The organism is Phenylobacterium sp. (genome assembly GCF_035539035.1).
Taxonomy (GTDB): Bacteria; Pseudomonadota; Alphaproteobacteria; order Caulobacterales; family Caulobacteraceae; genus Phenylobacterium.
Genome location: NZ_DATLJI010000016.1, coordinates 634,440 through 651,030, shown reverse-complemented (window position 1 = coordinate 651,030; position 16,591 = coordinate 634,440). Strand labels below are relative to the sequence as shown.

23 protein-coding genes are annotated in these 16,591 nt (G+C 71.3%); 11 read left to right on the top strand and 12 right to left on the bottom strand.

Annotation, left to right across the window (positions count from 1 at the left end; translation table 11 throughout):
• Positions 1–24 precede the first annotated feature (24 nt).
• From VM685_RS17195 to VM685_RS17185, 3 genes are all read right to left on the bottom strand, one after another.
• Positions 25–1,944, bottom strand: a complete 1,920-nt coding sequence (locus VM685_RS17195) for a nucleoside-diphosphate sugar epimerase/dehydratase (RefSeq protein WP_325461404.1) — start codon at positions 1,942–1,944, stop codon at positions 25–27.
• A 205-nt stretch (positions 1,945–2,149) separates the two neighbouring features.
• Positions 2,150–2,854, bottom strand: a complete 705-nt coding sequence (locus VM685_RS17190) for a TorF family putative porin (protein ID WP_325461403.1) — start codon at positions 2,852–2,854, stop codon at positions 2,150–2,152.
• Positions 2,855–3,018: 164 nt separating this feature from the next.
• Positions 3,019–3,876 (bottom strand): SDR family NAD(P)-dependent oxidoreductase, encoded by an 858-nt coding sequence (locus tag VM685_RS17185; protein ID WP_325461402.1) that lies wholly within the window; start codon positions 3,874–3,876, stop codon positions 3,019–3,021.
• Here VM685_RS17185 and queF point away from each other — a divergent pair.
• On the top strand, positions 3,875–4,330 hold the full coding sequence (gene queF / locus VM685_RS17180) for a preQ(1) synthase (RefSeq protein WP_325461401.1): 456 nt from the start codon (positions 3,875–3,877) through the stop codon (positions 4,328–4,330). The two genes, VM685_RS17185 and queF, sit on opposite strands and share 2 nt — an antisense overlap.
• A gap of 291 nt (positions 4,331–4,621) precedes the next feature.
• On the opposite strand, the gene VM685_RS17175 is transcribed toward queF, so the two are convergent.
• Positions 4,622–5,233: a nitroreductase gene (locus VM685_RS17175; RefSeq protein WP_325461400.1), complete on the bottom strand. Its 612-nt coding sequence runs from the start codon at positions 5,231–5,233 to the stop codon at positions 4,622–4,624.
• A gap of 78 nt (positions 5,234–5,311) precedes the next feature.
• Here VM685_RS17175 and VM685_RS17170 point away from each other — a divergent pair, with 78 nt between their 5' ends.
• The 5 genes from VM685_RS17170 (at position 5,312) to VM685_RS17150 (ending at position 8,103) form a co-directional block, all read left to right on the top strand.
• A complete protein-coding gene (locus VM685_RS17170) occupies positions 5,312–5,926 on the top strand; it encodes an NUDIX hydrolase (protein WP_325461399.1) in 615 nt (204 codons plus the stop codon).
• 33 nt (positions 5,927–5,959) lie between these two features.
• Entirely contained in the window at positions 5,960–6,790 is an 831-nt protein-coding gene (gene cysE / locus VM685_RS17165; RefSeq protein WP_325461398.1) for a serine O-acetyltransferase, read from the top strand.
• Positions 6,791–6,858: 68 nt separating this feature from the next.
• A complete protein-coding gene (locus tag VM685_RS17160; RefSeq protein WP_325461397.1) occupies positions 6,859–7,065 on the top strand; it encodes a DUF3126 family protein in 207 nt (68 codons plus the stop codon).
• A 72-nt stretch (positions 7,066–7,137) separates the two neighbouring features.
• The gene (locus tag VM685_RS17155; RefSeq protein ID WP_325461396.1) at positions 7,138–7,503 is read left to right on the top strand and encodes a TA system antitoxin ParD family protein; all 366 of its coding nucleotides are present in this window, start codon (positions 7,138–7,140) and stop codon (positions 7,501–7,503) included.
• A 3-nt stretch (positions 7,504–7,506) separates the two neighbouring features.
• Positions 7,507–8,103, top strand: a complete 597-nt coding sequence (locus VM685_RS17150; protein ID WP_325461395.1) for a zeta toxin family protein — start codon at positions 7,507–7,509, stop codon at positions 8,101–8,103.
• Here VM685_RS17150 and VM685_RS17145 read toward each other — a convergent pair.
• From VM685_RS17145 to VM685_RS17120, 6 genes are all read right to left on the bottom strand, one after another.
• A complete protein-coding gene (locus VM685_RS17145) occupies positions 8,100–8,354 on the bottom strand; it encodes a hypothetical protein (protein WP_325461394.1) in 255 nt (84 codons plus the stop codon). The genes VM685_RS17150 and VM685_RS17145 overlap by 4 nt on opposite strands.
• Positions 8,355–8,413: 59 nt before the next feature.
• A complete protein-coding gene (locus VM685_RS17140) occupies positions 8,414–8,878 on the bottom strand; it encodes a DUF4126 family protein (RefSeq protein WP_325461393.1) in 465 nt (154 codons plus the stop codon).
• Positions 8,875–9,105, bottom strand: a complete 231-nt coding sequence (locus VM685_RS17135) for a hypothetical protein (RefSeq protein WP_325461392.1) — start codon at positions 9,103–9,105, stop codon at positions 8,875–8,877. The genes VM685_RS17140 and VM685_RS17135 overlap by 4 nt, the downstream gene beginning before the upstream one ends.
• A gap of 40 nt (positions 9,106–9,145) precedes the next feature.
• Positions 9,146–9,703: an SOS response-associated peptidase gene (locus tag VM685_RS17130; RefSeq protein WP_325461391.1), complete on the bottom strand. Its 558-nt coding sequence runs from the start codon at positions 9,701–9,703 to the stop codon at positions 9,146–9,148.
• Positions 9,640–10,104: a hypothetical protein gene (locus VM685_RS17125; protein WP_325461390.1), complete on the bottom strand. Its 465-nt coding sequence runs from the start codon at positions 10,102–10,104 to the stop codon at positions 9,640–9,642. Before VM685_RS17125 ends, VM685_RS17130 begins: the two co-directional genes overlap by 64 nt.
• Positions 10,105–10,170: 66 nt before the next feature.
• The gene (locus VM685_RS17120) at positions 10,171–10,779 is read right to left on the bottom strand and encodes a S24 family peptidase (protein WP_325461389.1); all 609 of its coding nucleotides are present in this window, start codon (positions 10,777–10,779) and stop codon (positions 10,171–10,173) included.
• Positions 10,780–10,900: 121 nt separating this feature from the next.
• Here VM685_RS17120 and VM685_RS17115 point away from each other — a divergent pair, with 121 nt between their 5' ends.
• From VM685_RS17115 to VM685_RS17105, 3 genes are read left to right on the top strand one after another with little or no spacing between them, the layout of a single operon-like run.
• Positions 10,901–11,161: a hypothetical protein gene (locus VM685_RS17115; protein WP_325461388.1), complete on the top strand. Its 261-nt coding sequence runs from the start codon at positions 10,901–10,903 to the stop codon at positions 11,159–11,161.
• A complete protein-coding gene (locus tag VM685_RS17110) occupies positions 11,158–11,352 on the top strand; it encodes a hypothetical protein (protein ID WP_325461387.1) in 195 nt (64 codons plus the stop codon). The genes VM685_RS17115 and VM685_RS17110 overlap by 4 nt, the downstream gene beginning before the upstream one ends.
• 29 nt (positions 11,353–11,381) lie before the next feature.
• A complete protein-coding gene (locus VM685_RS17105; RefSeq protein ID WP_325461386.1) occupies positions 11,382–11,966 on the top strand; it encodes a hypothetical protein in 585 nt (194 codons plus the stop codon).
• A gap of 5 nt (positions 11,967–11,971) precedes the next feature.
• Here VM685_RS17105 and VM685_RS17100 read toward each other — a convergent pair whose 3' ends face one another.
• A complete protein-coding gene (locus VM685_RS17100; protein WP_325461385.1) occupies positions 11,972–12,952 on the bottom strand; it encodes an aldo/keto reductase in 981 nt (326 codons plus the stop codon).
• 234 nt (positions 12,953–13,186) lie between these two features.
• On the opposite strand from VM685_RS17100, the gene VM685_RS17095 reads away from it, so the two are divergent.
• Both VM685_RS17095 and VM685_RS17090 read left to right on the top strand, forming a co-directional pair.
• The gene (locus VM685_RS17095; protein ID WP_325461384.1) at positions 13,187–14,173 is read left to right on the top strand and encodes an MDR/zinc-dependent alcohol dehydrogenase-like family protein; all 987 of its coding nucleotides are present in this window, start codon (positions 13,187–13,189) and stop codon (positions 14,171–14,173) included.
• Entirely contained in the window at positions 14,170–15,198 is a 1,029-nt protein-coding gene (locus tag VM685_RS17090; protein WP_325461383.1) for a Gfo/Idh/MocA family oxidoreductase, read from the top strand. The genes VM685_RS17095 and VM685_RS17090 overlap by 4 nt, the downstream gene beginning before the upstream one ends.
• Here VM685_RS17090 and VM685_RS17085 read toward each other — a convergent pair whose 3' ends face one another.
• Complete coding sequence (locus VM685_RS17085) at positions 15,199–16,587, bottom strand: sensor histidine kinase (RefSeq protein ID WP_325461382.1); 1,389 nt, start codon at positions 16,585–16,587, stop codon at positions 15,199–15,201.
• Between the last annotated feature and the right edge of the window lie 4 nt (positions 16,588–16,591).

The window sequence follows — 16,591 nt, the reverse complement described above, 5'->3', positions numbered from 1 at the left end:
GGATGAATCCTGCGGCTGCGCCAGTCAGCCGCCCGCGACGACGCGCAGATTGGGGGCGGCCCCCGGCTTCTCGCCACGCACCTGGGCCACCAGGTCGAAGACCGCGCCGCGGACCTCGGCGTCCTCGCCCGCCGCAGCCAGCGCTTCGAGGCGCGCCACATGGTCGGGGGTGATGCGGACGGCGGGGCTGGAGACGACTTCCATGACGTTCGGCGCGCAGCTCACGGAGCGCTCGTTGTCGTCCAGCAGGGCTTCGGTGAGCTTCTCGCCGGCGCGAAGGCCGGTGATCTTGATCTCCACGTCCTTGCGGCCGGACAGCGCGATCATCTGCTTGGCGAGGTCCATGATCCGCACCGGCTCGCCCATCTCCAGCACGAAGAGCCGCGCGTCGGGCGCGTCTCCGTCGGCGCGGGTGGCGGTGGCGTGCAGCACGAGCTGCGCCGCCTCCGGGATGGTCATGAAGAAGCGCTCCATGTCGGGATGGGTGATGGTGACCGGGCCGCCGCGCTCGATCTGGGAGCGGAAGATCGGCACCACCGAACCCGCGGAGCCCAGGACGTTGCCGAACCGGACGGCCGAGAAGCGCGTGACGTTGGTCTGCTGAGCCCGGATGAGGGACTCCGCCAGACGCTTGGTGGCCCCCATGACATTGGTGGGGTCCACGGCCTTGTCGGTGGAGATCAGCACCATCTGGCCGGCGCCGCAGGCCTTGGCGGCCTCCGCCACGTTGCGGGTGCCGATCAGATTGGTCAGCACGCCCTCCGAGGGGTGTCGCTCGACCAGGGGCACGTGCTTCAGGGCCGCGGCGTGGAACACCAGGTCCGGCTGTTCGGCCTCGAAGACGGCGGCGAGGCGCTGGGCGTTGCGCACGTCGCAGAGCACGGTGCTGCGGGGCAGGTGCGGGAACGCCTCGGAGACCTCGCGGTCGATCTGGAACAGCGAAGGCTCGGAGTAGTCCACGAGCGTGAGCTGGGCGCACTCGTAGGCGGCGACCTGGCGACAGAGTTCCGAGCCGATGGAGCCGCCGGCGCCGGTGACCAGCACGCGCCGACCACGGATCAGCTGGCCGATGGCGCGGCGATCGAGTTCGATGGGCTCGCGGGCAAGCAGTTCCTCGATGTTGAGCTCGCGCATGGGCAGCGGCGTGAGGCCCTCGTGGTGCGCCAGCTCGACGATGGAGGGCAGGCGCAGGAGGCGGATGCCGTCATTGGTGAGGCGGCCTAGCTGGTCGGCGGTCAGGCCCTTCAGCCGGCCCGGCTCCTCCAGGAACAGGATGGCGCGCGGATAGCGGTTCCAGCGGCGCAGGTCGGCGAGCGCCGCGTCGAGGTTCTCGAGGTGGTCGATGATACAGACGCCGCGCACCTGCTGGCCCACGTCGCGAGCCTCGAGTCCGACGATGCCGACGGGCGTGTAGCTCCGGTCATGGCTACGGGCGACGTCGCGGAGGTAGGTGTCGGCCAGCGAGGTCGGACCGATCAGCAGCAGGGAGGGGCCCTGCGCGACCCGGTCGGAGATCGTCTTGAGCGGGGAGAAGGACTCCAGCACCCGCTCGTGCAGGGCGCGCCGCAGGATCCGCACGCCCATGGAGCCCACCATCTGGAAAAGCGGCGCCATGAACAGGGTGGAGCGCGCCAGGCCGCGGGCCCGGTCCATGAGGAAGACGAAGAGCAGGAAGACGCCGACGGTGAGCAGGGCGACGCGCGCCAGCACCAGGGCGTCGGGTATGGAGGTGTAGCGCCAGGGGGAGAGCTCGCGCCGGAAGAGGGCGCACAGCAGGCCGGCGATGGCCCCGTAGAGGACCACCAGTTGCACGAGATCCAGCGAGGGCAGGCTCGCCCGACCGATGTCGGGGCTCAGGGCGATCACATAGGCAAGCGCGAACGCGCCGGCCGCAATCAGCACGTCGACCACGATCGTCTGCGCCCGGAAGGCCATCCGCTCCATGGCTCGTGCTCCAGTCAAACTCTCCGCCCGCAGCATAGGCTTACCGAAGCGACGAGCCAATGAAGGTCGTGAACGGAAGCGAATCGGAGCGGCGTGGCCCCCCGGCCAGCAGGCGGAGCTTAGGAAATCGTCCGCGGGACGCCAACGGAAAAGCCGCCGCGGAGCACCGCGGCGGCCTTGTCGCGAAACCGCAGGTCTCGGCCGGTCAGAAGGCGGCCTTCACCCCCAGGACCACGCGACCTTCGGCGAGGTAGCCCAGGGCGTCCTCCTCGTCGGTGTCCCAGTAGCGCAGGTCGAAGGAGACGTTGTCCGTGAGGGCGAAGCCCACGCCGGCGTTCCAGGTGGTGTAGTCGACGCCGACCTCCACCCACTGTCGGCCGACCGCGCCGGAGACGCTGAACTTGCTCTCGCCGAGCGGCATGGCGGCGTTGGCTTCGATATAGGTCGCATCCCCGGTCTCGCCGAAGAACTCCGGCGAGTAGTAGACGGCCGCGCCGATCGTGGCCGGACCCGCGGCCGTCGAGGCGGCGAGCTTGCCTTCCCAGTAGTCCTCGTTGGGGCCGGACGGCTGGTCCGTGTAGCCGTAGTAGATGAGCCCCAGGTCGAAGGTGACGGCGCCGACAGTCGGCTTGATGCCGCCGTAGATGTCGAACTCCAGGTCGGTGCCGTTGTTGAACTCGACGTTGGAGACCCAGACCCCCGCATAGCCGATGGAGCCGATGGTGGCGTCCACGCCGCCGAAGACCTGCGGATCCTCGTCCGTCTGGCTGATCCCGCGGAACACGTACTCGGTGGCGGCTCCAACGTTGAAGCTGAGCGAGATCGGTCCCTCGGCTTCCTGGGCCTGGGCCGCCCCGCCCAGCGCCAGCGCCCCGAGCGCGCCCAGCAGCGAGAGTTTCAGAGCTTTCATGTCTATCCCCTTGGTCTCCGGCTTGCCTTCGTGGGCTGCCGTGCGCGGCCATGGTTGCGGCGGGCGCGGCGAGTTCAACGGAGAGGGGAGGGCGCCGCCCAGATGGGCGGACCCTGACGGCGGATTGAGCTTAACCGGGCCAAGGCGCCCGGATTTTGGGCAGATCAGCGCGCCACGAGGGGGGCGTAGCCGAGGTGGGTCCCCGCGTCGACCAGCAGGGTCTCGCCGGTGATGTGGCGCGACGCGGGCGCGGCGAGGAACACCGTGGCCTCGGCGATGTCCTCGGGCTTGGAGGCGGCCTTGAGGGGGGTGTTGGCGGCCGTGCCGGCGCGCATCCGGTCGACGGTCGCCTCGGGCAGGCCCTTGCCGAACCAGGGCGTGTCGATGAAACCCGGGCAGACGGCGTTGACCCGGATCTTCGGCGCCAGCGCCCGCGCCAGCGACAGGGTCATCGTGGTGAGCGCGCCCTTCGACGCCGCGTAGGGCACCGAGGAGCCGATGCCGGTGACGCCGGCGATGGAGGCGGTGTTGACCACCGCGCCGGGCCGGGGGGCGGCCTCCAGGAGGCTGCGGCAGGCTCGCACCATCTGGAAGGCCCCCACCACGTTCACGGCGTAGAGCCGGATGAAGTCGTCGGCCGAGACCGCGTCCATGTCCCCGTGCGCGGCGAAGGTCGTGGTGCCGGCGTTGTTGAACAGGGCGTCGATGCGCCCGAACGGCTCGGCGGCGGCGGCGATCCTGCGGCAGTCGTCGTCGGCGGCGACGTCGCCCTGCACGAGCACGGCCCTGGCGCCCAGCGCCTCGACCTGGCGGGCGGTCTCCTCGGCCTCGTCCGCGCTGCGGGCGTAGTTCACGATCACGACCTGGGCGCCGCGCCGGGCGACCTCCACGGCGATGGCCCGCCCAAGGCCGGTGGAGGCTCCGGTCACCACCACCACGAAGCCGTTGAAGTCCCCGCCCGCCATCTCGCGTCTCCCGTTCCCGTTGTTCGGGCCACCTCTAGCCGCTAAAGCCGCGCGCATGGAAGAGACCCGCCTTACCCAGCTCGGCCGCGACGTCCGGGGTTTCGACAGTCCCGAGACGGCGGTGCTGGAGCGCGTGCCCAACCCGCACGCCGACACGACCTACCTCGTGCGCTTCACGGCGCCGGAGTTCACCTCGCTGTGCCCGGTGACGGGGCAGCCGGACTTCGCCCACCTCGTCATCGACTATGCGCCGCGCGACTGGCTCGTGGAATCCAAGTCGCTGAAGCTCTACCTGGCCTCGTTCCGCAACCATGGGGCCTTCCACGAGGACTGCACCGTGGCGATCGGCCGGCGGCTGGTCGCCGAGCTGGACCCGCAGTGGCTCCGTATCGGCGGCTACTGGTACCCGCGGGGCGGCATTCCCATCGACGTGTTCTGGCAGAGTGGCCCGGTCCCGGAGGGCCTGTGGCTGCCGGACCAGGGCGTGGCTCCGTATCGCGGCCGCGGCTGACCAGCAACTCGCGCGCTGGGCGAGGTCCGCCGGCCGGAAGACGCCGCGGAATACTTGGCCGGATCGGACCTTGGCCGAAGCGCTGCAATAGGTCCGGCGGCTCGACTGGACGACGCGAGCTCTCCTCTCGCGCGAAATGGGCCACTTGCCTCGCCGGCGCGGCCCGGCGGGGGTTTCCAAAAGGGCTAATGCGTCCTATACCTAGTCTCGCCCAACTCTCCTCGGGCGTGTCACCTCAGGCCGGACGGTGCGGTGCGCCGTCCGGCCGTTGTGTGTTTGGGGCCCGGCGGTTCAGCCGTCCCAGCGTGTGGTGAGCGCCGCGGGATCGGGCCGCTCCCGCTCCAGCGGAGCCTCCCTGGGCGTCCCCACCAGCATGAAGGCGGCCACCCGCTCGCGCTCGCGCAGGCCGAGGATCGCGAGCGCCTCGGCGTCGTAGGAATACCAGTCGGTGATCCAGTTGGCGCCGTATCCCAACGCCAGCGTGGCGTTCAGCAGGTTCGCGCACACCGCCCCCGCCGAGAGCAGCTGCTCCCATTCGGGGATCTGGCCGGGCTTCGGCGAGGAGACCACCACGACCGCCAGTGGCGGCGCCCTCAGCTTGGCCAGCTTGGCCGCCGCCGTGGCGTCGCCGCGGCCCTCGGCAAGGGCTTCGAGACGCGCGGCGAAGCGGGCCTTGGTCGCGCCGTCGAGGATGATGAAGCGCCAGGGCGAAAGCTTGCCGTGGTCCGGCGCGCGGGCGGCGATACGGAGCAGGTCCTGGACGGCGTCCGCGGGCGGCGCAGGCTCTCCCAGGGTGACGGCGGAGGTGGAGCGCCGCAGGGCCAGGAAGTCCAGCACCTCGGGCGTGGCGCGAAGCGGCAGGGGCGCGCCGAACTCGGGGGCGGGCGGCAGGCGGGCGGTCAAGGGCGCCTCACGGGTTGAGGGTGGATCAGGGTCTGTTTAATGGGCGCCCCAGCCGCAACCGCAAGGTCAGTTGAGAACATGTCGCAAAAACCTGACTGGCTGCGGCCGCACGGCAAGCCGTGGGGCAGGGGCCCCGAACGGCTGGTCTACGACAATCCGTGGATCCGCGTCACGGAGCACGACGCCGTCGCGCCAACCGGGCGGCCGGCGCTCTATGGGGTGGTCAGCTTCAAGAACCTGGCGCTGGCGGTGCTGCCCTTGCACGATGACGGCTCGGTGGTGCTGGTGGGCCAGAACCGCTTCGCGCTCGCCGACTACAGCTGGGAAATCCCGGAGGGAGGCGGGCCGCTGGACGTCGATCCCCTGGAGAGCGCAAGGCGCGAGCTGGCGGAGGAGACGGGGCTGCAAGCGGCCGAGTGGCGCGAGGTGCTTCGCGCGCAGCTCTCCAACTCGGTCACCGACGAGCGGGCCGTGGGCTTCATCGCCTGGGGCCTGTCGGCGAGCACCGACGGCCACGAGGCTGACGACACCGAGGCCCTGACCCTGGCGCGCGTGCCGTTCCGCGAAGCCCTGAACGCCGCCCTGGCCGGCCACTTGCAGGACGTGCTGACAGTGGCGATGCTGCTGCGGGCCTACCATATGGCTCGTGAAGGGTCTTTGCCGGGCGTGCTGGCGCGCGCCATGCTAGGGTAGGGAGAGAGCGGCAAGATGGGCCGGGAAGACGCTATGAGCCAACGTCTGGAAGTCATCGACCCCGCAGCCGCCCCGCCGGTATGGGCCGCGCTGCGCAATGAGGCCTATGCGGCGTCCAAGAACGAGGCGGCGTTGGCCAGTCTGCTGGCCGCGGTGATCCTGAACCACAAGAACCTGGGCGACGCCCTGTCCTACCAGCTGGCCCGCAAGCTCGGCGACCAGGAACTGCGGGCGATGAGCATCCGCGATATCGCCGAGGAGGCCTTCGCCAGCGATCCCGCCCTGGTGGAGACAGCCGAGGCCGACCTGCGCGCGGTGTTCGAGCGCGACCCGGCCTGCAAGGGCTACGTCCAGCCCTTCCTGTTCTTCAAGGGCTTCCAGGCGCTGCAGACCCAGCGGGTGGCCCACTGGCTGTGGACCCAGGGCCGCGAGACGCTGGCCTTCTACCTGCAGAGCCGCTCCAGCGAGATCTTCCAGGTCGACATCCACCCGGCGACCGTGATCGGCCGCGGCGTGTTCATCGACCACGGCACCGGCATCGTCATCGGCGAGACGGCGGTGATCGGCGACGACGTCTCCATGCTGCAGGGCGTGACCCTGGGCGGTACGGGCGCCGAGCGGGGCGACCGACACCCGAAGATCGGCAAGGGCGTGCTGCTGGGAGCCGGCGCCAAGGTGCTGGGCAACATCCGGATCGGCGACTACGCCAAGGTCGCTTCCGGCTCGGTGGTGCTGAAGCCGGTGCCGGCGCACTGCACCGCGGCAGGCGTGCCGGCCAGGCTCGTCAACTGCCCCACCTGCGAGGAGCCGGCGCGCAGCATGGACCACACCCTGGCCGAGGCTGTGTACGACTACGTGATCTGAGGTTTCCGTCACGCCTCCGAGCAGCTAGGTTCGCGCCGAACAGTTTCCCTGATCCTGGAGCGTTGGGCGTGGACGAGAAGGCTATCCGCAAGATCGAAGGCCACCTGCGGGGGACCTTCGCCAATGCGCGCATCACCCTCGTGCCGCGCCCGAAGCAGAAGGACTCCGCCGAGGTCTACATCGGCGAGGAGTTCATCGGCGTGGTGTTCCAGGACGAGGACGAGGACGGCTCCTACATGTTCGAGATGGCCATTCTCGCCGAGGACCTGCCGTAGGGCTTCCGACCGGGAAATCTTGAAACTCCACGCGATTGGTGGCATTTTGCCACCAGCGAAGGAGTTTGCGTCATGGCCGCGCGCCACGCCTCGGTAAAGCTTTCCACCGACTTCCTTGAAGAGGCCCGCCGGGAGGCGGAGGCCTTCAACCGCTCGCTGGGCGCCCAGGTCGAGCACTGGGCCCGCATCGGCCGCCGCTTCGAGAACGCGCCGGGCGTCGGCATCGACCGGGTGCGCGCCGCGCTCGAAGGTCGGCTCAAGCTCGAGGACCTCACCGAGGCCGAGCAGGACGCGGTGATGGGCCGTGTGGGCGATCCCTGGGACGCGCAGACCGAGGCCCACTACGCCGAGTTGGGGCGAACGGAGGGGGCGGTCGGCCGCGACGAGAAGGGGCGGCTGGTGCGACGCGAAGGCGGGCGGCTGCGCCCGGTCGGCTGATCCTTGGCCGAGCTCCGGCCGATCTTCCATCTGCTGGCGGGACCGAACGGGGCGGGGAAGACCTCGCTCTACGGGAGCTTCATCGGCCGCGTGACTGACGCCGAGTTCGTCAATCCGGACCGGCTGTGCTTAGCGCAACTGGGGCGTCATGCGCTGACCCGCGAGGACGCCCAGCTCGGTCAGCGGCTGGCGGAGGCGCGCCGTGACGAACTGATGGCCGCCCGGCGTAGCCTTGTGGTCGAGACCACCTTCTCGCACCCCTCCAAGCTGGATCTCGTGAAGAAGGCGCAGGACCTGGGCTATCGGCTGCAGGCCTATCACCTGAACCTTGAGAGTCCCGACGACGCGGTGGCCAGGGTCGCGTTCCGGCAGGCGCAGGGTGGGCATCCGGTGCCGGAGGCCAACATCCGCGGCCGCTATGCCCGCAACCCGGCGCTGATCCGGGAGGCGGTGCTGATTGCCGACGTGGGCCAGGTCTTCGACAACAGCCGGATCGGCCGGGCACCGCGGCGGGTCATCCTGTTCCGCCGGGGGATCGCCGTGGACGCCGCGCCGGACCTCCCGGCCTGGGCGACGGCGCTCTATGGCGGCGATCTCTAGTTGGAGGGCGCTGGCGGGGTCGCGGGCGCCGCGGTGGTGCTTTCCACGGGACCGGAGCCATCCACGGGCGTGGAGGCGGCCGTGGCGGCCTGCTGAGCCTGCTGCTGCAGCTGGGCGTCCGGGACCTGGCTCGGCGGCGCCTCGGTGGTGACGGTGGCGGTGGCGGTGCCCGTGTCGACCTCGGCCTTGCGCTCGTTGCTGCAGGCGGCCAGGGCCAGGGCGGCGGCCAGGCCGATGAGCGGCGTCTTCATCTGAACGTCTCCTCCTCTTCCCTGGCGCCTCAACCGAAGCGGAGCCGCTTCGTTCCGGATCAGAGGGCGAGCAGGAGCAGGGCCGCGCCGCCGACGGCGACGACGTCCTCCAGCACGGCGGCGGGCAGGTCGCGGCCGAAGCGTCTCGCCAGGCGCATGCGAGCCGCATAGCCGCCCAGCGTGCCAAGCGTCGCCCCGGCCCCGCCGGCGATGGCGCCCGCCACGCCCTGGTCCGCCGACCAGCCGATGGCCGCGCCGCAGAACGCGCCGCTGATCAGGCGGGCGACGAAGGGGCCTGGGGCCTTGCGGCTGGGCGTCTTCGGCAGCTTGTCGCCGACGAGCTCGAGGGCCGCGAGGCCAGTGAGGACCCAGGCGGCGACGGGGCTGTCCAGGAAGGCCAGGGGCGTGTCAGCGAGGGCCACACGTCCGGTCGCCGCGGCCCAGGCCACAGCCGCGGGCGCGGTGAAGGTGCGCGAGCCGGCGACGACGCCCAGGAGCAGGGCCAGGATCAGCATGCCGGTCATGGGACGGCTGGATTGCCGAGGTCGCCGCTACCGGGCGGCGGGCCCAGGTAGTCGCGGGGATCGGCGACATAGGCTCCGGCCCGGACATAGCCGTTGTCGAGGCAGTCGGGCGTCGGATTGCGGGCGCAGAGGTCGTAGTTCAGGCGCTCGAGGGCGTAGTAGCCTTGGGCGCAGCCGGTGAGGCCGAGGCTTGCGGCTAGGAGCGCCAGGGCAAGGGCCGTTCGCATGACGGGTCCTCCTGTGGCCAACGCTAGCGCGCCTGGAGGGTCAGCGCACCTGGGTGACCTTCAGGCTGCCGGCGGGGAGGGGGCCGAGGGGAGGCTGAGGCTCGGCGGTGTTCAGCCAGGCGGCCCAGTGGCGGCGATGGAGAATGACGATCTGCCGGTCGTGATAGGGCGCAATGTCTGGACCGGGCTCGCAGGTGAGCATGGTGAAGCGGTCCTCGCGGGCGAGGCCGGCGATGCAGAAGAGCTCGAGGTCGTCCGCGCGCTCGAACAGCCACTTGGACTTCGGGGATTTCTCGCCCGTGTACTCGTAGAAGCCGTCGGTCGGGATCAGGCAGCGGCCGTGGTCGAACTGGCGGCCTTCCGAGCGGAAGTTGATCACCGGGCCGCCCTTCCCCTTCGGCGGGAAGCCCCAGCGCAGCTGCTTGAGCTCCGCACCCTCGGGGCTGCCGACGATCACCGGCGCCGGCTCCGTGGGGCGGATGGAGTCGCGCGGCTCCAGGTTGGGGGCGCCGCCCAGCCAGTGCAGCGGAATGCTCAGCTGGCTGAATTCCTGGGCGATCCGGTCGAGGGACTGCTTGAAGCGGTATTCGTTGCACATGCGCCGCCAGATAAGGCGCTGGCCGGCCGGTCGTCCATCACCTCGCGAGCCAGGCGGGCGGCGGTTTCCAGCTCCGCCAGGGCGCGACGGCAGCGTTCGGCTTCGCGGTCGAGGCCGCGGGAGACGGCGCCGCGGGCCGCCTCCACGGCCCGCTGCGCCTCGGCGAGAGCGGCGCACAGCCGGCCCGGGCCCCCCTTGCGCCAGGCGTCGAGCGCGGCGAGCCGAAGCGCGGCCTCGGCCTCCAGCCGTTCGGGAGCGGGCGGCCGGTAAGGTCCCGGGCCCATGGCCGACCAGCAGACGCCGCGATGCCGGGCGGCTTCGCGGGCGTGGGCCTGGGCGCGTGCGTCCTCCGCCCGGCGGAGCTCGGTCAGCACGCGCTGATGATCGGCGGGATCGCTCATGCTGAGACTGTAGTTTAAATACAGAAGCCCGCCAAAGAATTGCTGTACCGAATTTACGGCCGAGCTTCAGGCGGCGCCGCGGATGATCCGGCGGGCCTGGTAGGGCGGGATGATGGCGGTGATATGGGCCGCCCATCGGATCCGCGCGTCATGGCGCGTGGGGCCGGCGACGCTCTCCAGGTCGAACCGGCCGGGCCGGGAGCCGCGCAGCAGGCGCTTGACCAGCACCTCGTCGGTGTCGACCTCCACGACCACCACGTGGCCCAGCATGTCGGGCGTCGGCGGCGTGCGCTGGTCTTCGAAGTAGATCAGGGCGCCGTCGTCGGCCACGCCGCGCATCGAATGGCCGACCACGAGGAGGGCGGCCGCCTTTTCTGTGCCGCCCGGCGGAATGGGCGCGAGATCCGTGGACTCCTGGCCGGTGGCGAAGAGGACGGTGCCCTCGGGATTGGCGCCCACGCGACCGACGATCCGCACGAAGCCCGGCTCCGCGGCCGGGCGCATGGGGCCCGCGGCGTCGTACAGCCACTCTGGCCGCACGCCGAAGGCCGCGGCGTACTCCTTGGCCCGGCGGTAGGAGAAGGGCGCGTTGCCATTCTCGTTGGAGGCGTAGGTGTTGCGGTTCCAGCCGAAGGCGTCGGCCGCCGCGGCGGCGGTCTCGAAACCCTTGGCCAAGCGGGCCTCCCGAAGCCTCTGGGAGCGGTCGTCCATAAGAAAAATCCTGCGGCCGTCTGACGCTGTAGATAACCTACAAAATAGTTTGGCGCAATCGCTGTATCTAACATACAGTTCGCGCATGACGACAGCAGCCCACCCCTCCGCCACCCTCGCGAGCGCCGCCTACGCCGCCCTGCGCCACGGCGGCGCGCCGCCCGCCATCGCCCGCGTCCAGCTCGGCCTCGGCCGCAGCGTCGCCTTCAAGCTGGAGAAGATGTTCCAGGCCCGCCGGAGCGGGGGCTGCGACGCCATGCGCCCGCGCTTCGCCCGCCACGACCTGCACGTGAAGCAGGTGATGAGGGCCGGCGGCTTTCCGGTCCTGCCGGAGCGGCGGCGGTGACCAAGCCCGAGGACGCGGCGGCCGTCGTCGCGGGGGCGCTCGCCCGCCGGGAGGCGCCGGAGCGTGGTCAGTTCCTGCGCGAGCTGATGGCCCACGCCGCGGCCGGCCTCGTGGTCATCGAGGGCGACCGGGCCGCGGGCGAGGCCGTCTACCGCCTCGCTGACGCGGTGGTGGCGCGCGGCGGTCGCTGAACACCCCAACATCCAACGCGAGTATCGGCATGGGACGAGTCTTTGATCCGGCGCGGGCGACGCGCGAGCGGCTGCAGGTGCTGGAGCGCCGCGAGAAGGCGAGGGCGGAGGCGCGCGCCGTCGCAGACGGGGTGGCCGAGACCGTGGCCCTGTCGCGCGCCCGGGGCGGCGCCTTCTCGAAGGAGGGCGGCGCGCGGCCGGGCCGGGAGACGCCCTACCGCCGCCAGACAGGCCTGGAATGGCTGGCCCGCAAAGGGCGGCTGACGCCGCTGCAGGCGGCGGCCGGCGAGCGGTACGGCGACGCATACCGCCGCTGCGGGGCGGCGCCGTCCCTCGGTTCCACACTTGAGGTGCAGCCGGGCTCGACCGCGGGCTCGGGGCCGACGATCGGGATGGTGCTGAAGATGGCGGAGGGGCGCCGCCGCGCGGAGGCCACGCTCCACCACTACCGCCGCCAGCTGCTCGGCCAGGCCGACCTGATCGCGGCCTGCGATCTCTGCTGCGGCAAGGAGCTCACGCCGCGGGAGGCGGCCGGCGGAGACCGGGACGCGGCGCGGCTGGAAGCCGTGCTGAAGGTGGCGCTGGATATCCTGGCCGCAGGCCACGCCGGCTGAGGCGCTCAGCCCTCGGTGTCGATGGTCGCCTGCAGGGCTTCGCTGTAGCGCGGACCGGCGACGGTGTCGGGATTCACCAGCTCGTCGACCTTGGCCATCACGTCGGCCGAAAGGCGCACGCTCGCCGCCGCCGCGTTCTCGCGCATGTGGTCGGGACTGGTGGTGCCGGGGATCGGCACGATGATCTCGTCGCGCGCGAGCAGCCAGGCGAGGCAGAGCTGGGCCGGCGTGCAGCCGGCCTCGTCGGCCAGGGCCTCGAAGCGGTCCAGCAGGGCGAGGTTCTTCGCGAAGTTCTCGCCCTGGAAGCGCGGCATGTTCAGCCGCAGGTCGCCGGGCTCCAGCCGGGCGAGGTCACGGACGCCCCCGGCCAGGAAGCCGCGAGCCACCGGCGAGAAGGCGACGAAGGCGACGCCCAGCCTCCGGCAGGCGTCGAGGACCGCGATCTCCGGATTTCGGGTCCAGGGGGAGTACTCGGTCTGCAGGGCGGCGATGGGATGGACGGCGTGGGCGCGGCGCAGGGTCGGGGCCGAGACCTCGGAGAGGCCGATCGTTCGGATCTTACCCTCGCGGACGAGGTCGGCCAGCGCGCCGACGCTCTCCTCGATCGGCACGCGCCTGTCCCAGCGGTGCAGGTAGTAGAGGTCGATCACGTCCGTCTGGAGCCGGCGCAGGCTGTCCTCGCAGGTGGCCTTCAGCACCTCCGGCCGGCCGTTGATCTCGCGCCTGTCGCCGTTGGTCAGGCCGCATTTGGAGGCCAGGACGAAGTCGCCGCGGCGGGCCTTCAGGACCTCGCCCACGAGGGTCTCGTTATGGCCGAGACCATAGACGGCGGCGGTGTCGAGGAAGGTGTAGCCGGCGTCCAGCGCGCCCAGGAGCACGCGTTCGGCCTGCTCGCGCGGCGGGGGCGTGCCGTAGGCGTGGGACAGGCTCATGCAGCCGAGGCCGATGGCCGAAACCTCGAACGGACCGACGCGCCGGGTGTCCATGCCTTACCCCTCCTGATGCGAGCCCCGGGACAAACCGCGCCGGCCCGTGCGGGTCAAGGTGTGTCCTGCCACCGCCAGCCTGAGCCAGGGGCCAGGAACCAAGCTCCACCTAAGTAGTTCTTCCCCGGGTGGGAGATGCCGTGATCGCCGGAACGCGGACGTGCGCCTTCGGGTGCGCGCGCCGCCGGCTGCTCTGCGTTCCCGTCGTGGCGATGTCAGCGTGAGGGTGGGGTGATGAGCGTGGCCTATGCCGCCAAGCCGGTGATGCGGGCCGCCGTTCTGGCGGGTCCCGGGACGATCCGCATGGACGAGGTGGCGCTGCCGGAGCCCGGACCTGGGCAGGTCCGCGTGCGGCTCGAGGGCTGCGGCGTCTGCGCGTCCAACCTGACGCCCTGGGAAGGGCCGGAGTGGATGACCTTCCCCACCGAGCCCGGCGCGCTGGGCCATGAGGGCTGGGGCGTGATCGACGCGGTGGGCGAGGGGGTCGAGGGCCTGGCGTCCGGCGACCGCGTGGCGGCGCTGAGCCACAAGAGCTACGCCGAGTGGGACATCGCCGACGAGGGCGCGGTGGTGAAGCTGCCGGAGGCGCTGGCCGGCAAGCCGTTTCCGGGCGAGCCGCTCGGCTGCGCCATGAACATCTTCCGTCGGGCCGATATCCAGGCCGGCCAGACGGTGGCGATCGTCGGCATCGGCTTCCTGGGCGCGATCCTCACCCGCCTGGCGACCGACGCCGGCGCGCGGGTGATCGCCGTCTCGCGGCGGCCGTTCTCCCTCGACGTGGCGCGGGAATACGGCGCCGCCGAGGTCGTGCCCATGGACGACCACTGGAAGATCATCGAGAGCGTCCGCGAGCTGACCGGCGGGGTGTTCTGCGACCGGGTGATCGAGGCTGTGGGCAAGCAGTGGCCGCTGGACCTGGCCGCCGAGCTCACCAAGGAGCGCGGCAAGCTGGTCATCGCCGGCTATCACCAGGACGGCCCGCGGCAGGTGAACATGCAGCTCTGGAACTGGCGCGGCCTGGACGTGATCAACGCCCACGAACGCGACCCCGAAGTCTATGCCCAGGGAATCCGGGACGCGGTGGAGGCGGTGGCCTCGGGTCGGCTCGACCCCGCGTCGCTCTACACCCACAGCTATCCGCTGGAGCGGCTGGACGAGGCGCTGAACGCGACCCGGGACCGCCCCGACGGCTTCCTCAAGGCCTTGGTGACGTTCGGATGAGCGAGACCCTGGCGGAGAAGCCTGCGCGCAAGGCGCAGAGCGTGAAGCCGAAGGTGGGCTTCCTTGGCGTCGGCTGGATCGGCCGCCACCGCATGGAGGCCATCGCCGCCACGGGTGCGGTGGAGATCGCCGCCATCGCCGACCCATCGCCGGACATGGCCGCGGAGGCGGGCAAGCTCGCGCCGGAGGCCGCGCTCGTCGCCAATCTGGACGAGCTGCTGGCGAGCGGCGTCGACGGAGTGGTGATCGCCACGCCCTCGGCCCTGCACGCGGAGCAGTCGATCAAGGCCTTGGCCGCCGGCGCGGCCGTCTTCTGCCAGAAGCCTCTCGGGCGGACGGCCGCCGAGGTGGAGGCGGTGGTGGACGCCGCCCGCGTCGCCGACCGGCTGCTGGCGGTGGACCTGTCCTACCGTTTCACCGATGGCATGCGGCGCATCCGCGAGGTCGTCCAGGGAGGCGAGCTGGGGCGCGTCTACGCGGTCGACCTCGTGTTCCACAACGCCTACGGGCCCGACAAGGCGTGGTTCTACGATCCGCAGTTCTCGGGCGGCGGCTGCGTCATGGACCTGGGCGTGCACCTCGTAGACCTGGCGCTGTGGACGCTCGATTTCCCTGGCGTCGCGGAGGTCTCCAGCAAGCTGTTCGCCCAGGGAGAGCCCCTGGCGGAGCGTCCGGATCGGGTGGAAGACTATGCGGTCGCGACCGTCGAGCTGGACGGCGGCTGCGCGGTGCGGCTCGCCTGCTCCTGGCGGCTGCAGGCCGGCTGCGACGCGATCATCGAGGCGGCGTTCTACGGAACCGACGGCGGAGCCGCGCTGAGGAACGTCGGCGGCTCCTTCTACGACTTCACCGCCGAGCGCTTCCGCGGGACGGGACGCGAAACCCTGGCGTCGCCGCCGGACGCCTGGGGCGGCCGCGCCGCCGCGGACTGGGCGGAACGGCTCGCAGCCGGTCAGCGCTACGATCCGGCCGCCGAGCGGCTGGTGGACGCGGCGCGGGTGCTTGACCGCCTCTACGGCCGGTAGTCAGTCCGTCTCCGCGAGCGGGGCGCGGATGTCGCACCGCAGCCCTTCGGGCGCGAAGGTGAGATCCACCGCGCCGCCGAGGTCGCGCGCGAGCCCCTGCTGCAGGAGGCGCGAGCCGAAGCCCTGGCGGTTCGGCGGACGCACGGGCGGGCCGCCTTCCTCCGACCAGGTGAAATGGATCTCGTCCGGTTGGCCGTCGCGGCGGCCTGTCTCCCACCCGACGCGCACCTGTCCTGTGGTGTTCGACCAGGCGCCGTACTTGACCGCGTTGGTGGCGAGCTCGTGGACGGCCAGGGCGAAGGCGAGCGCCTGACTCGGACTGAGCCGCAATCCCCGGCCGGAGACCTGCAGGCGCTCGCGGGGATGGAAGGGCTGCATGACCTCGGCCATCACGTCGCGCAGGTCGGCGCTGTCCCACTGATGACGGGTGAGCACATCGTGGGCGCCGGAGAGCGCCATCAGGCGCCCCTCGAAGCTGTCGTGGAACTCGGCCAGGCTTTCCGCGCGGCGGACCGTCTGGGCGGCGATCGACTGGACGGCGGCGAGCGTGTTCTTCACCCGGTGGTTCAGTTCGTTGATCAGCAGGCGCTGGCGCTGCTCGGCGGCGGTCCGATCGGTCACGTCCATGTTCGTACCGACCATCCGCTGCGGCTTGCCGTCGGGGCCGTATAGGATCTTGGCCGCGCCCTCGATGTGGCGAAGCTGGCCGTCTGGACGGCGGATCCGGAAGCGGAACTCCACGTGGTCGCGGCGGGCGGCCACCGCCTGCCGCACCTGCGCCTGGATGGCGGCGAAATCCTCCGGCGCCACGAGCTCGCGCCAGCCTTCGATCCGGCCGTCGAAGGCGCCCGGTTCGAGGCCGAACAGCCGCTCCTCCTCCTCGGACCAGAGGACGCGGCCGCTGGAGATGTCCCAGTCGAAGATGCCGACGCCGTGGGCCCGGACGGCGAGGTCCAGGCGCTGCTCGCTCTCGCGCAGGGCGGCCTCGGCCTGCTTGCGCTCGGTGACGTCGTTGAGCGCCACGCCGATCCCGCCGCCGGCCATCGGGGCCACACGCAGCTCGACCGTGCGGCCCTGGCGGAGGGCCGAGGGGCTCTCGAAGGTGCTGGTGACCCGCTCCTCCATGGCGCGGCGGCAGTAGCGCTCAAAGGGCGTGCCCCGGCCCTGCGGAAACAGGTCCCACATGCTGCGGCCGATCACGTCGCCCCGCGAGATCCCGAAGTACTGTTCGGCGGCGCGGTTGAAGAGCACGTACCGCCAGTCGCGATCGAGGGCGTAGAAGGCGTCGCTGATGCTCTCCAGCACGCTCTCGAGGCGCGCATCGAGGTCGCCCGTGCCGGCGGCGGGGTCCTCCGGGCCGTCGGGGTCATTGTCGCGAGTCTCGGTCACGCAC

Bases quoted from the DNA above. Each gene is read 5' to 3' on its own strand.
- VM685_RS17140 (WP_325461393.1), bottom strand. From the start codon at position 8,878: ATGACCGGCATGCTGATCCTGGCCCTGCTCCTGGGCGTCGTCGCCGGC.
- VM685_RS17185 (WP_325461402.1), bottom strand. From the start codon at position 3,876: ATGCGCGCGGCTTTAGCGGCTAGAGGTGGCCCGAACAACGGGAACGGG.
- queF (WP_325461401.1), top strand. From the start codon at position 3,875: ATGGAAGAGACCCGCCTTACCCAGCTCGGCCGCGACGTCCGGGGTTTC.
- VM685_RS17095 (WP_325461384.1), top strand. From the start codon at position 13,187: ATGAGCGTGGCCTATGCCGCCAAGCCGGTGATGCGGGCCGCCGTTCTG.
- VM685_RS17105 (WP_325461386.1), top strand. From the start codon at position 11,382: ATGGGACGAGTCTTTGATCCGGCGCGGGCGACGCGCGAGCGGCTGCAG.
- VM685_RS17135 (WP_325461392.1), bottom strand. From the start codon at position 9,105: ATGCGAACGGCCCTTGCCCTGGCGCTCCTAGCCGCAAGCCTCGGCCTC.
- VM685_RS17100 (WP_325461385.1), bottom strand. From the start codon at position 12,952: ATGGACACCCGGCGCGTCGGTCCGTTCGAGGTTTCGGCCATCGGCCTC.
- VM685_RS17130 (WP_325461391.1), bottom strand. From the start codon at position 9,703: ATGTGCAACGAATACCGCTTCAAGCAGTCCCTCGACCGGATCGCCCAG.
- cysE (WP_325461398.1), top strand. From the start codon at position 5,960: ATGAGCCAACGTCTGGAAGTCATCGACCCCGCAGCCGCCCCGCCGGTA.
- VM685_RS17125 (WP_325461390.1), bottom strand. From the start codon at position 10,104: ATGAGCGATCCCGCCGATCATCAGCGCGTGCTGACCGAGCTCCGCCGG.
- VM685_RS17195 (WP_325461404.1), bottom strand. From the start codon at position 1,944: ATGGAGCGGATGGCCTTCCGGGCGCAGACGATCGTGGTCGACGTGCTG.
- VM685_RS17190 (WP_325461403.1), bottom strand. From the start codon at position 2,854: ATGAAAGCTCTGAAACTCTCGCTGCTGGGCGCGCTCGGGGCGCTGGCG.
- VM685_RS17155 (WP_325461396.1), top strand. From the start codon at position 7,138: ATGGCCGCGCGCCACGCCTCGGTAAAGCTTTCCACCGACTTCCTTGAA.
- VM685_RS17170 (WP_325461399.1), top strand. From the start codon at position 5,312: ATGTCGCAAAAACCTGACTGGCTGCGGCCGCACGGCAAGCCGTGGGGC.
- VM685_RS17115 (WP_325461388.1), top strand. From the start codon at position 10,901: ATGACGACAGCAGCCCACCCCTCCGCCACCCTCGCGAGCGCCGCCTAC.
- VM685_RS17090 (WP_325461383.1), top strand. From the start codon at position 14,170: ATGAGCGAGACCCTGGCGGAGAAGCCTGCGCGCAAGGCGCAGAGCGTG.
- VM685_RS17145 (WP_325461394.1), bottom strand. From the start codon at position 8,354: ATGAAGACGCCGCTCATCGGCCTGGCCGCCGCCCTGGCCCTGGCCGCC.